This window comes from Marinomonas sp. AWM4_232, from assembly GCF_056158325.1.
Window position 1 is genome coordinate 3,385,032 of record NZ_JBSWTA010000001.1, and the last position, 13,338, is coordinate 3,398,369.

13 protein-coding genes are annotated in these 13,338 nt (G+C 43.7%); 5 read left to right on the top strand and 8 right to left on the bottom strand.

All coding sequences use genetic code 11. From position 1 onward, the window contains the following. Nucleotides 1–32: 32 nt before the first annotated feature. A complete protein-coding gene (locus tag ACXAC1_RS16130) occupies nucleotides 33–1,322 on the top strand; it encodes an NAD(P)/FAD-dependent oxidoreductase (RefSeq protein WP_475062763.1) in 1,290 nt (429 codons plus the stop codon). Between the two features lie 55 nt (nucleotides 1,323–1,377). Here the strand turns inward: ACXAC1_RS16130 and ACXAC1_RS16135 are convergent, their stop codons facing one another. Then, a complete protein-coding gene (locus tag ACXAC1_RS16135) occupies nucleotides 1,378–2,538 on the bottom strand; it encodes an alpha-hydroxy acid oxidase (protein WP_475062765.1) in 1,161 nt (386 codons plus the stop codon). 308 nt (nucleotides 2,539–2,846) lie between these two features. Here ACXAC1_RS16135 and ACXAC1_RS16140 point away from each other — a divergent pair, with 308 nt between their 5' ends. Continuing rightward, nucleotides 2,847–3,794 (top strand): D-2-hydroxyacid dehydrogenase family protein, encoded by a 948-nt coding sequence (locus tag ACXAC1_RS16140; RefSeq protein ID WP_475062766.1) that lies wholly within the window; start codon nucleotides 2,847–2,849, stop codon nucleotides 3,792–3,794. Between the two features lie 142 nt (nucleotides 3,795–3,936). After that, nucleotides 3,937–4,869: an AEC family transporter gene (locus ACXAC1_RS16145; RefSeq protein ID WP_475062767.1), complete on the top strand. Its 933-nt coding sequence runs from the start codon at nucleotides 3,937–3,939 to the stop codon at nucleotides 4,867–4,869. Nucleotides 4,870–5,237: 368 nt separating this feature from the next. Here the strand turns inward: ACXAC1_RS16145 and ACXAC1_RS16150 are convergent, their stop codons facing one another. From ACXAC1_RS16150 to ACXAC1_RS16175, 6 genes are all read right to left on the bottom strand, one after another. Beyond that, nucleotides 5,238–6,245 (bottom strand): substrate-binding domain-containing protein, encoded by a 1,008-nt coding sequence (locus ACXAC1_RS16150; RefSeq protein WP_475062769.1) that lies wholly within the window; start codon nucleotides 6,243–6,245, stop codon nucleotides 5,238–5,240. A gap of 142 nt (nucleotides 6,246–6,387) precedes the next feature. Next, entirely contained in the window at nucleotides 6,388–6,882 is a 495-nt protein-coding gene (locus ACXAC1_RS16155; RefSeq protein ID WP_475062771.1) for a gluconokinase, read from the bottom strand. Nucleotides 6,883–6,955: 73 nt separating this feature from the next. Further along, nucleotides 6,956–8,272 (bottom strand): TRAP transporter large permease, encoded by a 1,317-nt coding sequence (locus ACXAC1_RS16160; RefSeq protein ID WP_475062772.1) that lies wholly within the window; start codon nucleotides 8,270–8,272, stop codon nucleotides 6,956–6,958. Between the two features lies 1 nt (nucleotide 8,273). Further along, on the bottom strand, nucleotides 8,274–8,825 hold the full coding sequence (locus ACXAC1_RS16165; RefSeq protein ID WP_475062774.1) for a TRAP transporter small permease subunit: 552 nt from the start codon (nucleotides 8,823–8,825) through the stop codon (nucleotides 8,274–8,276). 94 nt (nucleotides 8,826–8,919) lie between these two features. Then, the gene (locus ACXAC1_RS16170) at nucleotides 8,920–9,936 is read right to left on the bottom strand and encodes a TRAP transporter substrate-binding protein (protein WP_475062776.1); all 1,017 of its coding nucleotides are present in this window, start codon (nucleotides 9,934–9,936) and stop codon (nucleotides 8,920–8,922) included. Between the two features lie 219 nt (nucleotides 9,937–10,155). Beyond that, nucleotides 10,156–11,046: a LysR family transcriptional regulator gene (locus tag ACXAC1_RS16175; protein ID WP_475062777.1), complete on the bottom strand. Its 891-nt coding sequence runs from the start codon at nucleotides 11,044–11,046 to the stop codon at nucleotides 10,156–10,158. A gap of 95 nt (nucleotides 11,047–11,141) precedes the next feature. Between ACXAC1_RS16175 and ACXAC1_RS16180 the strand changes: the two genes are divergently transcribed. Both ACXAC1_RS16180 and ACXAC1_RS16185 read left to right on the top strand, forming a co-directional pair. Beyond that, nucleotides 11,142–11,459: a DMT family transporter gene (locus tag ACXAC1_RS16180; RefSeq protein ID WP_475062779.1), complete on the top strand. Its 318-nt coding sequence runs from the start codon at nucleotides 11,142–11,144 to the stop codon at nucleotides 11,457–11,459. Nucleotides 11,460–11,565: 106 nt separating this feature from the next. Further along, nucleotides 11,566–12,399 carry an inositol monophosphatase family protein gene (locus ACXAC1_RS16185; protein ID WP_475062781.1) on the top strand — a complete coding sequence of 278 codons (834 nt, stop codon included), beginning with the start codon at nucleotides 11,566–11,568 and terminating at the stop codon, nucleotides 12,397–12,399. Between the two features lie 3 nt (nucleotides 12,400–12,402). Here the strand turns inward: ACXAC1_RS16185 and ACXAC1_RS16190 are convergent, their stop codons facing one another. Further along, nucleotides 12,403–13,329, bottom strand: a complete 927-nt coding sequence (locus ACXAC1_RS16190) for a LysR family transcriptional regulator (RefSeq protein WP_475062783.1) — start codon at nucleotides 13,327–13,329, stop codon at nucleotides 12,403–12,405. Nucleotides 13,330–13,338: the final 9 nt, after the last annotated feature.

Consider the following 13,338-nt stretch of genomic DNA (forward strand, 5'->3'; position numbering starts at 1 on the left):
TAGCAAATCATTCACAATTTGGGGATTTTTAAATGAAACACATCGTTGTTCTCGGTGGCGGTGCAGGCGGTCTTGAATTAGTAACCCGCCTTGGTCACAGTCTTGGTAAACGTAAACAAGCTAAGATTACGTTAATCGACCGGTCTCAAACTCATATCTGGAAGCCTCTACTGCATGAAGTGGCAACCGGTTCCTTAGATATCAACACAGACGGTATTAATTACCGTGCTCACTCCGCTAAGCATTACTATGATTTCCAATTGGGTACGGCTATTGACGTTGATCCAAAGCAGAAGTGTGTTCGTCTTGCGAGCATGGAAGATGACAAGGGACGTGAGGTTTTGCCAGTCAGAGAAGTCTCTTACGACATACTTGTGATGGCGGTAGGCAGCGTGAGCAATGATTTCGGTACACCAGGTGTTGCAGAAAATTGCTATTTCTTAGATTCCCACCGCCAAGCTGAGCGTTTCCAGCAAGCCCTTTTGACCCAGTTTTTACGGATCCATCAAATGGGTGGCGATCAGCAACTCAATATTTCCATTGTAGGGGGCGGTGCGACAGGCGTGGAGTTGTCGGCAGAGTTGTTCCATGTTGCAGACTTACTTAAAGCCTATGGTATGCCTGAAATGTCTTCAAAGAAGGTAAAAGTAGAGCTGGTTGAGGCTGGTCCACGCATTCTGCCTGCTTTACCTGATCGTATCGCTAACAATGCAAAGAAAGAGCTAGAGAAGCTAGGCGTTCATGTGCACGAAGGCACTCGTGTTACCGAAGCTCGAAGGGAGGGGCTGGTGACGGCTGATGAAGAAGTGATTAGCGCAGACTTAATGATCTGGGCTGCTGGTGTCAAAGCACCTGAGTTTATTCAAAATATTGAAGGGCTAGAAATCACACGTAATAACCAGATCCTAGTGAAAGGCACATTACAAAGTACAGAATTTGACGATATGTACGTCATTGGTGACTGTTGTGCTTGTAAGCAAGAGAACGGCTCTTTTGTGCCGCCTCGAGCTCAATCCGCGCACCAAATGGCGTCCTTAGTTCATGAGAATATTTTGGCTTCGCTAAAGGGCGAGTCATTAAAGGAATATGAATACAAAGACTATGGCTCTCTGGTGAATCTAAGCCGTTACAGTACCGTAGGTAGTCTAATGGGCAATCTGATGAAGGGGTCTATGTTTGTGGAAGGGCGCTTAGCTCGATTTGTCTACGTTTCTCTTTATCGCCTTCATCTAATTGCTATACACGGCTGGTTTAAAGCAATGATTATCCTAGCGGCTCAGCGTATAGGTAAAGTTGTTAAGCCAAAATTGAAACTTCACTAGGCAAAAGCTCTATTCACACTAAGGGCTGGTATTTGCCCTTAGTGTGAGTCAGCGATTATACGTTCTTAAATGTCTCTTCTTGAAAAACAATATCCTTGCGAGACACATTTGCTATGTCTCGATGACCGATAAACGCCATGGTAAGTTCTGCTTCTTGGTGAAATATTTCCAGCATTTTGGTTACGCCCGCTTTACCCATAGCGCCTAAACCGTAGACCATTGGCCGTCCTACCATAACACCTTTTGCTCCCAATGCTTTTGCACGAATGATGTCTTGTCCACTGCGAATGCCACTGTCTAGCCAGACTTCTATTTGATTACCCACTTCTGCGACAATCTCTGGAAGAGTGGATATCGTTGATCGTGCTCCATCCAACTGACGGCCACCATGATTGGAGACAACAATGGCATCGGCACCTAGCTTGACACATTCTTTAGCGTCTTCGACTTCCATAATACCTTTGATGATCAAAGGTCCTTGCCAAAGCTCTCTGAAAAAACGGATGTCTTCCCAGTTCAATTTGGTATCAAATGAGCCTGCAGTCCATTTCATCAAATCAGACATGTCATCTACGCCGGTCGCACAACCTTGGATGTTACCGAAGGCTTTATTACGAGTATTGGCCATACCAAGAGCCCACTTAGGGCGACGGGCAATGTCAATGATATTGGGTAGAGTTAATCTTGGAGGTGCGGTCATACCATTGCGATGGTCAGCATGACGACGGCCAATCATTTGTAGATCGAGTGTTACGACAAGTGCGCTACAGCCCGCGGCTTTTGCTCGTTCAATAAGCTTCTTAGTAAACTCACGATCTTTCTGAACATAAAGCTGGAACCAAAAAGGCTTTTGAGTTTTTTTGGCAACCGCTTCAATAGAGCAGATGCTCATCGTAGATAGGGTGAAAGGAATACCAAACTCTTCTGCGGCTTGCGCTGCTAGGATTTCACCGTCAGCATGTTGCATCCCCAGTAGACCAACTGGCGCTATAGCCACAGGCATTTTAACATCTTGGCCAACCATCTGTGAGGCGAGTGATCTTGGCTCTAAATCTCTTGCGACCCTTTGACGGAATAAAATACGTTGAAAGTCAGATTTATTAAGCCCAAGAGTTTGTTGAGTCCATGAGCCTGACTCACAATAACCCTGAAACATTTTAGGAACACGCTTTTGATACAAGCGTTGTAAATCTGCTAGCTCGCAAATTTGGCTCATTAGTTACTCCTGTTGGTGAGTCCTTTAAAGCAGCAAATTTATCATATCTTCGCGGTTCGGCTAATGTTTTTGCATGGGTGTAATACGAAAGTGGTAGGGGCATATATAAATAAAGTGGCGAGTTGAATTATATTGTCGTGTCGGCTGTCCAGGAGTTGCCGCATGCTGATGAAGATTTCGCGTATACTTAAGAGCCAAAGAATACTGATAGTTTAATCGAGTGATCCTATTTTTATATCAACGTGATTATCATAGTATGAGGTTTCCAATGTTTGGTTTAATTAGGCCTGCATGTCAGAGGGAATACTATGAAAATTGCAATTCTAGATGATTACCAAAACGTAGTTCAGGATTTGGAATGCTTCTATTTACTGGAAGATCACGAAGTAAAAGTTCTAAAACAAACCTACAGTGAAAAAAAATTGGTTGAGAAATTGGCTGATGTTGAAGCACTTGTTCTTATTCGTGAGAGAACTCTCATTACTGAATCTCTTCTGAAAAAACTCCCTAGGCTCAAGGTGATCAGTCAGACAGGCAAAGTTAGTAATCATATCGATGTCACACTATGTCGGCGTTACGGCGTTCAGGTTCTTGAAGGCGTAGGCTCACCTGTGGCGCCTTCTGAGTTAACTTGGGCGTTGCTTATGTCCGCAATCAGACACATCCCAAGTTATAGTGACAACTTGCGTGAAAATATCTGGCAAAGTTCCGGAAATATGGGGCTTGGAAGAACGCTGCATGGATTAACCTTAGGGATTTGGGGGTATGGAAAAATAGGTAAGCGTATCGCCCAATACGCTAAGGTTTTTGATATGCAGGTGTTGGTTTGGGGGAGTCAGTCTTCCCGTGATCAAGCAGTGCTAGACGGGTTTACGGCAGCGGAAAGTAAACAAGATTTTTTCACCCAAGCGGATGTTATTACTCTCCATTTGCGACTAAACGAAGCCACAAGAAACTGCGTGACTGCCAGTGACCTTGCTTTGATGAAAGATACCGTTTTGTTTGTAAATACGAGCCGATCCGAGTTAGTAGAGAAGAATGCTTTATTTGAAGCCTTACGACATCACCCCAAACGACAAGCAGCTATTGATGTGTTTGATCATGAGCCTGCTTCGTTGGAGCAGGAGCCGTTACTCACATTAGAAAATGTTACCGCGACACCACATATCGGTTATGTCGAAAAAAACAGTTATGAACTGTATTTTCGTACCGCGTTTGAAAATCTTGTGAACTGGCATGCCGCACAGGATCAATGATGTCCATTTGATCCCATCTTTCAGGCTTTCTCATTATTGGATTTATGCAGAAAGCCTTCGTTAATTATGTAACGTAATGTTATTAAGTTGAGTTTAATATAGGATCAACCACTTATTTAGACCAATTTAGTAGGGATTTACTTTGGACGTTGTTCTTAATATTACTGCACCTATTTTCTTCTTGATTTTGCTTGGTTTCGTTGGGACTAAGTATCAACTCCTCAGTACAGATGCCTTGCCTGCTTTAAGTAAGTTTGTTCTATATTTTGCATTGCCTTCGGTAATGGTTACCAAAATCTCATCTTTAGACTTAAGAGCTGTAGTTGATCTTTCCTATATGGGGGTTTATGCCATAGGAGGGTTAACGGCTTTTTCACTAACACTTGTATTAGTTAAAAGTGTGTTGAAAGAGTCTTGGGGTAATGGCGCTGTCAGTGGTATTGGAGCAATGATGCCAAACAGTTCATTTATTGGCTTTCCCATTTTGCTTCAGTATTTGGACAATGCTCCAGCCCAAGCATTCGCCATGTCGCTAGTTGTTGAGAATATTCTGTTCTTACCGGTTGGTTTGATCGTAATTGAGTCTTTGTATCACCAAGAATCTGGTGCAGGTCGTAAAGTATTACTTAATGTAGTCAAGCGTATCGCAACTAACCCAATTATTATGGCGGTTTTTACTGGCGTAATCATGTCTTTGCTTGGAGTGCACTTGCCTAATTTTATGGGGGGCGGGTTAGAGCTTCTCGCCTCGGCGGCGGCGCCATGTGCTTTGATCGTAATCGGCGGCTCTTTAGTAGGCGTGGTTATCCGTGGCAGTAAAACTCGAACAGCACTGGTCGCCAGCGTTAAATTAGTAATTTTTCCATTGGTTGTGTTTGCAGGTCTGCAAGCGTTTCCGACGATGCCGTTTGAGCTTAAAGCGTCTGCTTTATTGTTTGCTGCGATGCCAATGTTTAGTATTTATCCGATTATCGGCGATACCTATGGGCAAAGAAATTTCTGTGCGAGCACCTTGATGATTACAACAATTTTTTCGTTCTTCACTATTAGTGGCTTACTTTATTTTCTACATTGATGCTCAAAGGTCATGAAAAGCTCTAATAAAAACTTATGCTTCAAAATATCATGTAGAAATATGTCGTAAATAATGTGATCTTGGGCGCACACAGTAAGATTGAATAGTCTTAAAGGCTCTATTATGTATCTCGACGTCGCGATACATATTTGTTCTGCCCTATATCGTATGCGAAGTCCTCTATGGAATGGTGATCTATTTCTATCATTGTCACGGAGTCGGTAAGTCATCATAAATGGGGGATAACTTGCTAGCTCGGTGCCTTTTTAAACTACTTGAATAGGCCTGTGATGATGATTAACGTCACCCTTTAAGGGAAGTATGTGCGACTCTTCAACACCCCGCATACTTCCCTTTTTTTATGGCAATCACCTGTTCGATCTGATGCTTTCACCACACTCAATTTTGTAATCAAGCTGTATTGTTTGAATTTGAGGAGGTTGGCCATTGAGGCTTTGAATGATGTTTTTGGCAGCCAAGCGCCCTATTTCTTCACGTGGTGTGATAACCGTAGCAAGTAAAGGTATCATCGCTCGTGCGATGTCTAACCCGTGAAATCCTGCCATGCCTATTTGTTCAGGGACTCTGATATTTCTCTTTTGGCAGGCGTAAATAGCCCCGATTGCCAAGTCGTCATTGGTACAAATAATGCCGTCCGTCTCAGGATGTTCCTGCAATATTTCGTCAAGAAACTGAGCACCCAATGAGAAAGAAGAAGCTTTTTCGGTTTCTTTAACGACTGTTTTTAAACCATTCTGTGTCATGGCTTGTTGATAGCCTTTGATCTTTTGCAGTGTACGTGTGTCCATACGCGCTGCAAAGAAAACAATATTACGATGGCCTTGATCAAGCATGGTCTGAGTCATATCACGTGCGGCAGCACAGTTATCGATGCCAATAATGTGCAGTGGACTAGAGGACGTTGAGTCCATGATTTCAATAACCGGCACGCCAGCATTTTCCAGCATTTTCTGTGCTTTGGGAGTATGAACACTGTCAGAAATGATTAATGCGTCGACATTGTATGAGAGCAGTGTCTCAATACGCTTTTCTTCCACTTCTTTGCTGTAACCAAAGTGAGCCAACATAGTCTGATAGCCTTCCGGTTCAAGTACGGACTCAACACCTCGAATGACTTCAGCGAAAACTTGGTTGGTAAGAGAGGGAAGTAAGACACCAATGGCGTGGCTTTTTGATTTCGATAAAATATCCGGAGCTCGATTAGGGATATAACCTAGCTCATCTAGCGCCGCTTGAATTCTATCACGTAGCGCATCCGACACTTGATCCGGATTACGAATGCTACGACTGACAGTCATTTTTGTCACTCCGACTAAGTCAGCTACATCCTGTAAGGTGGGGCGCTTCTTCTTCATTTTTGATCGATCTGTTTTTGTTCTGTTAACGTTTACATTACCACATATTAGGTAAGCTGCGAATGAGCGGATTATAAAAAAGCAATATGAAATAATAAGTTAGCTGACTTTAAAACAAATGTTTAAGGTCAGCTAACATGCGTTATTTTGCTTCTAGCGCTTGAATGCTTACGCTGAAAACCTGATCGATTGTATGACGGATATCGACGATAATAACATCTGCTTCATCTTTGGGTTCTACTAACGTGGCGAACTGGCTCTCAAGCATTTCTTTGCCATTAAAATAATGCCCGTCTCGCTTTTGATGACGCTGCCAAATCGTTTCGAAGTCCCCTTGAAGATAAATGATCCTTAAGTCATTTACATCATGGCGTAATATCTCTCGGTATTCAGGTTTTAGGCCTGAGCAGGCAACGACAGCCGTAGGATGATTTTTCAAAATACCATTCAGTGTTTTTAACCAGCCAAATCGATCTTCATCTGTAAGTGGAATGCCTTGGCGCATTTTTTCGACATTGGCTTCACTGTGGTAATCATCACCATCAAAAAACGGAAATCCGAAGTGCGCTGCAATTTTTTGTCCCATTGAAGACTTTCCGCAGCCAGAAACTCCCATAACAATGATTTTATTAATCATTTTTTCCTCTCTAGCAAAGTGCCAACTGGCACTCTGCGTAATTACTTGTGTCTTTACAGATTGGCTTGGCCACTTATTTCCACCAAATTGCCAACTCAGGGAAGATGATAACTAATGCAAGTACGCTTACCTGAAGGGCGATAAATGGTAATAAAGAGCTGAAAATTTCACCTAAGCTGATGTCTTTTGGTGCCACAGATTTCAAGTAGAAAGCGGCTGGACCAAATGGAGGTGACAAGAAGGACACCTGCATGTTTAGACAGAACACAACACCAAACCAAACAGGGTCTAAACCAAGGTTAGTGATGATCGGTACAAAGATTGGCATGGTAAGCAAAGCAACGCCTACCCAATCCAAGAACATACCTAATACTAAGAGGATCACCATCATGATTAGGATCGTACCCATGACACTGCCGCCAGACAGAGCAAGGATAGTCTCTTCGACGAAATCGATACCGCCCATTAGGTTGTAAACACCTACTAAGGCCGTCGCACCAATACCGATCCAAATGATCATGCCACAGGTGCTCATGGTCGCTTTTGCACTGTCTTTAAGCATCTCGAAGCTTAATTCGCCGCGAATCCAGGCACTGATAAAGATACCTACAACACCTAACGCAGACGCTTCTGTTACCGATGCGATACCGGTGTAGATACTGCCAAGCACGACCGCGACAGACAGCACAGGGAAAAACAGTGCCTTGAAATAATTGATGTCGCTTTCTTGAGCAAGTTCTTCTTCGGTTGGAAGTGGTGCGTATTCAGGGTGTTGTCGACAAATGATTAAAACATAAGTCATGTATGCCGCGGCTAGAATCAATGCAGGCAGGAACGCCGACTTGAACAGGTCGCCAATCGATACACTTGCCGTTAAACCATAGATAATTAATACGATACTTGGTGGGAGCATAGTGCCCAATGCGCCGCCCGCACAGGTAGTACCGATAGCGAGCTTGCGGTTGTAACCAAGACGCAGCATCTGTGGTAATGCCAGGATACCTAGCAGTACAGTCTCACCACCGATTACCCCAGACATAGAAGCCAAAATCACGGCTACCACAAGAGTTTGAACCGCAACACCACCGCGAACTCTACGTCCGAGTACTTTCATAGCATCGAATAAGTCACGTGCAATACCCGAGCGATCAAGTAAGGCGGCCATCAGTACAAACATAGGGACGGCCAAGAATACGTAGCCACCAACAAAACTGTATAAACGGCTAGTCACCAGGGGTAGGGCATCAATCCCAAACCAACCGATTGCAAAAACCAGTGCCACAAGACCTGTCACCATGGCCAACTGCATACCTGCGAGTAGCAGCAGGATCATGGACACCAACATTAAAAGGCTGCCGTAGCCAATGCCCAAGCTAGATAAATCAAACATCTTATGACTTCCTTAGGTTCAGTACTTCTTGAATTAAGTGAAGAGCGAACTGAATGAACATCACGCACATAGTGATGAAAATGGTAATTTTCACGTACGCTGGAAACGGAGGATTCCAAGCTGAGCCTGACGTCTCAAAATGAATGTCGCCAAATGGAGATAGCACCGCGCTTTCGGTCATTTGATAAGCCGCGTACGCGAGTAACCCAGCAAAAATTAGTCCCATAATGTGATGAAAGACATTCAGGTATTGGCGTGTGCGCTCTGAGACCGCGTCGTAAATCAACACAACGCGAACGTGTTTATTAGTCGCTAAGGCGTAGATGCCACCGAAGACAAATAAGCACGCTCCTAGAAAAGACGCAGATTCATGCACCCATATTGTCGGGGCATTGAAAACGTAACGCATGACCACTTCATAAAATGAAATAGCCACTGTAAAAAGAAACAACAGACTTAACGCATTGCCGATACGAACAATGGCTTTATCTAAAAGATTGCGTGGTTGTTCTGCAGTATCTTCAGTATGTGGAATGGGGGTTTCTTTGCTCATGGGGTAGGGTCCAGTTTAAAACAGGAGCCTGTTAGCTTGTCATTTACAAGCTCACAAAGCTCCTGTTTTGGTTTGGCGATGGTCTTCTTAAAGATTAAAGAAGGCCGTTTTCTTCAAGGTAAGAAGTTACTGAGTCATACACTTTCTGTGCGTTTGGAGATTGCTTAGCAAACTCTTCCCACTGTGTACGAGCAATCGCACGGAACTTCTTACGTTCTTCTGCAGACCAGTCGTGGATAGTGATGTTTGGATCATCTTGAGCCGCTTTCACTGCTTTTTGGTCTGCAATGCGTAGCTGAGTCGTGATGTCGTTAGCGAAGTCACGAACCGAAGTTGTCATGATGGCTTGAAGATCTTCAGGAAGCTTGTTCCACTTTTTCATGCTCATTGAAACGTCGATCAATGGTAGCGAGTGGAAGCCAGGTTGAACTGGGTGTGTGGCAATGTCGTTCATACCCGCTTTCTGGTTGGTAGAAAACACTGTGTAGTCAGCCGCGTCGATAACGCCTTTGCTTAGACCAGTGAATACTTCAGAACCCGGTAGGTTTACTGGTGCAGCACCTGCCGCGGCAAATACACGCTGTACTAGACCTTCTGGTGCACGAAGTTTAAGGCCTTTCAGGTCTTCAACACCATTTAGTGGTACACGCGATACGAAAGACTCAACACCCGTTGTAGAACCACCAATGAATTTTACGCCGTAAGGAGCGTAAAGTTCGTTCATTAGCTCGTAACCACCGCCGTAGTTAATGTATTGCAATAGTTGGCTAGTATCTGACCACGCACCAACGGTGTTACCAATTAGGCCGAAAGCAGCGTCTTTACCAGAGAAGAACTCTGTCGCGGTAATTTGACCATCAAGAATGCCCATTTTGATGCCATCAAGGGTTTCAGTGTGTTTAAAAACACTGCCAACTGGAAGTAAGTTGATCTTGATACGACCGCCAGACATAAGCTCTACACGCTCAGTCCATTCTTTTTGGATTTGGAAGTTTTTGTCACCTGATGGGTCAGATGATTGGAATTTAAAAGTGTAGTCAGCTGCGAATGCTGATACGGATAGGGCGCCAGTAAGCGTGGCAGTGAGTAACGTCTTGGCAAATGTGCTCATGATGTCTTCCCGCTATTTATTGTTTTGAAGGAATGATAAAGAAACCAGTTACATGGATATGTTACCGGTAACTAAGCGCAATGTTACCGATAACATTTTGGTTAAGTCAACTGTTTTGCTTTATTTCTATCGATATGGAGAGCGCATACAGTGCAGTATTTAGAAAAACTGTTTATCTATTAATAAGATAGAAAAGATGAATATTTGTAGAATGGTTTTCTAATAATCAGCTTGAGCAAAGGCAGCTTTGAATTCTTGTATCAACCACGTTAGCGCAGGGCCTCTTGAACTGCCTCGCTGCCAGACAAGGTCGATTGGCGCTTCCCATATTTTCTGATCAAACTCGACATCTACTTTTACCAAACGCTTGTCTTTCAGAGCGTCTTGAACAAGATGGTAGGGTAAATATCCCCAACCAATGTTACTTAGAATCAAATCTAAAGCTGTTTGAGTGCTTGAACACCACCAAACATTTGGTGTCATGCTAACCAACATTGAAGGCTCAATTTTCTTTCCTCCACGAATAGCCACTTGGCGATACGGGTATAGAGCGGTTTCTGTCACTTGTTTTTGAGCGGCTAATGGCGATTGTGCATGGCAAACAGGCAGCATTTTAATTTGCCCAATGTATCCGAAGTCGACTTCCTTAAAGGTTTTAATTTCAGAAAACATAACACCTAAATGTGCTTGATTTGTTTGTATTGGTTGAATGATATCGGGTGATGGCAGAGCTAAAAACTCAAGTTGTGTATGAGGGTACTGATCAGAAAACTGTTCTAGGAGCGTTAATACCTGAGGTGTCATTAAAGCATCATCTATGGCGAGACGTATAAGACCTTCTTCTCTTCGGTTGACAGATTGGGCAATCTGTTCGAACTCGTCTGATTGTGCCAGTAGTGCCTTGGCACTTCGATAAAGGCGTTCTCCTGCTGGCGTAAGTGTTGGTTTACGAGTACTACGATCAAACAGCGTGACATTGAGATCAATTTCCAAGGAATTGATGCCGTGACTGACAGCAGATTGCACTTTACCTAGTTTTCTTGCGCAAGCCGAAAAAGAGCCCAAGTCAGCAGAAAGTACCAGCATTCGAATATGTTCTAAGTTTTGCATATGAATTATTTAGATGGTTATTAACTACTAAGTATCTTATTTATAGATATTATGTTGGTCAAACATTAGCAGTTCATCTGAATTTGGAGGTAGATATGAGCTGGATATATTTGTTGTTGGCAGGGTTGACAGAAATAGGTTGGCCGTTAGGTATGAAAATCGCACAAACTTCCTCAGTAAGGTGGCCCGGTATCTTGATGGCAATTGCTTTTATGGCCATTAGTGGCATGTTTCTGTGGCTAGCGCAGAAACAGATCCCTATTGGTACGGCCTACGCAGTATGGACTGGGATTGGCGCTGCTGGCACCTTTTTAGTTGGTGTGGTGTTTTTTGGTGACCCAGGCTCTGCAATGCGTTATTTCGGTATTCTGATGATTATTTCAGGTGTGGTCGTGCTGAAACTTGCTCATTGAACAAAGTTACTAAAAATGTGGGATGTGGTTTCTGTCCAAGTAATGTAATAGAGTGGTGGCATCCTCTTTTTTTTACAAAGAAAAACAACTAGCGCAAGGAGCATGCATGCTTTCAATGCAAGATAAGCAAACTATTATTGAGATTGTTCGAGACGTTGCTAAAACAGAAATATTGTCGCGTTTTCGATCTCTTACAAGTGATGCGATTGATACCAAATCTGGGTTTGATGACTTGGTGACGGTTGCCGATGTTGCTGCAGAGAAAGCGATGACTGCACGTTTTCAAGAAGCGTTGCCTGATGCCTTGATTGTAGGAGAGGAAGCTGTGGCAGAAGATGAATCAGTATTGGATTTACTTGATTCTTCTGATTTAGTGTTGATTATTGACCCAATCGATGGAACTTGGAATTACGCCAATGGTTTATCGACGTTTGGCGTTCTTATTGCCGCGGCCTATCAGGGCGAGACGATCTTTGGGCTTTTATACGATGTTGTTAATGATGATTGGTTTGAGGTGTCTAAGGGGCACGGAACTTGGTACGTAAAACCAAATCAAGCTCCAAAGCAGGTCGCGCTTTCTCAACAAGTAACGGATCCGTCATTAGTGGGCATATTCTCTCCATTTCTGTTTAAAGATAAGAGTCAACGTATGTTGGCAGCCCAAACACAAACTAAATTTGCCAGAGTCATTGCTCTTAGGTGTTGCTGTCATGAATATCGGACCATGCTAAATGGTAATGTAGATTTCTTCATTAGCTCAAAGCCTAATTCTTGGGATCATGCCGCTGGGATCTTGGCCATTCAAGAAGCCGGTGGTGTAGTGCAGATGCTAGACGGCCGAGATTATCGACCTTCGGTAAGAGAGGGTATGATTGTAGTAGGCCGCTCAAATGATGTTGTTGAGAGCACCATTAAAGACTTCAATTGGTATAACCAGTAAGGGCTAAAGCTCCAGACCATACTCTGGTGTTGTTTGATCTAAATTTTGTAAGAGATCATAGGTCAACTGTCGAATTCGTTGCGCGTCTGGACGTTCCGATTCTTCATTGCGTGACCACAAAGCGATGTCTCGTCTTGGTTGGTCAGGCATATCCTCAATAATGAGCATTTGCTCTGACTGGAGTGCGCCGCTCATTAAGGCGAGACGAGCAGGCAGCTGAACGAGCATATCGCTTGAATTCAAAAGATTCATAACCGAATGAATGCTGCCAGTAAAACTAATCTTGGCAGCATTGTTCAGTGCGACATTATGCTGATGGTTCATAAAGCCAGCGTTAGCCCCTGCTATAAACCATTTGCTCTTAGATAAATCGTTTGTCGTAATAGTTCGTTTTTGCTTGAGCAGTGCCGATTTTGCACCTGCAAAAATGGCAGCCCTGTCGCGAAACAACACCTCTCTGCGGAGACCTTTTTGCGTATCTGTCAGATGGGCAGGCCCAATAATAAAGTCCAACTCACCTTGCTGCAGTAGCTCGATTTGCGCGGCTGCCGAGCCTGTTCTCAAATGGAAAACATAACGTGCGTCTTGTAAGAAAGCATGGGTTGTTTGTTGAGTTGCTGCGTATTCCCATAGTGGATCGACGCCGATAGAAAACTCGTTATGAAAACCACTGTGCCATTGTCGGATTACTTCTTCGCCTTGCTCGGCATCTAAGAGGATTTTCTCACCGATTTTACCCAAGCGTTCACCGATTTCAGTGGCTACAACACCATAACGTGTTCGAGTTAGTACTGGCGCACCGACTTTTTGTTCCAGCTGCTTAATGGCGCGAGTAAGTGTAGGCTGAGTGACAAAAAGCTGCTCTGCCGCTGAGCTAATGGAGCCTTGTTTGATAATCACGGCCAGTTGTTTAAGCGCATTTGGGTTCATGGGTTAGAC

Excerpts from the sequence above, each read along its gene's own strand:
- ACXAC1_RS16130 (WP_475062763.1), top strand. The coding sequence starts at position 33 with ATGAAACACATCGTTGTTCTCGGTGGCGGTGCAGGCGGTCTTGAATTA.
- ACXAC1_RS16135 (WP_475062765.1), bottom strand. The coding sequence starts at position 2,538 with ATGAGCCAAATTTGCGAGCTAGCAGATTTACAACGCTTGTATCAAAAG.
- ACXAC1_RS16140 (WP_475062766.1), top strand. The coding sequence starts at position 2,847 with ATGAAAATTGCAATTCTAGATGATTACCAAAACGTAGTTCAGGATTTG.
- ACXAC1_RS16150 (WP_475062769.1), bottom strand. The coding sequence starts at position 6,245 with ATGAAGAAGAAGCGCCCCACCTTACAGGATGTAGCTGACTTAGTCGGA.
- ACXAC1_RS16155 (WP_475062771.1), bottom strand. The coding sequence starts at position 6,882 with ATGATTAATAAAATCATTGTTATGGGAGTTTCTGGCTGCGGAAAGTCT.
- ACXAC1_RS16160 (WP_475062772.1), bottom strand. The coding sequence starts at position 8,272 with ATGTTTGATTTATCTAGCTTGGGCATTGGCTACGGCAGCCTTTTAATG.
- ACXAC1_RS16165 (WP_475062774.1), bottom strand. The coding sequence starts at position 8,825 with ATGAGCAAAGAAACCCCCATTCCACATACTGAAGATACTGCAGAACAA.
- ACXAC1_RS16170 (WP_475062776.1), bottom strand. The coding sequence starts at position 9,936 with ATGAGCACATTTGCCAAGACGTTACTCACTGCCACGCTTACTGGCGCC.
- ACXAC1_RS16175 (WP_475062777.1), bottom strand. The coding sequence starts at position 11,046 with ATGCAAAACTTAGAACATATTCGAATGCTGGTACTTTCTGCTGACTTG.
- ACXAC1_RS16180 (WP_475062779.1), top strand. The coding sequence starts at position 11,142 with ATGAGCTGGATATATTTGTTGTTGGCAGGGTTGACAGAAATAGGTTGG.
- ACXAC1_RS16185 (WP_475062781.1), top strand. The coding sequence starts at position 11,566 with ATGCTTTCAATGCAAGATAAGCAAACTATTATTGAGATTGTTCGAGAC.
- ACXAC1_RS16190 (WP_475062783.1), bottom strand. The coding sequence starts at position 13,329 with ATGAACCCAAATGCGCTTAAACAACTGGCCGTGATTATCAAACAAGGC.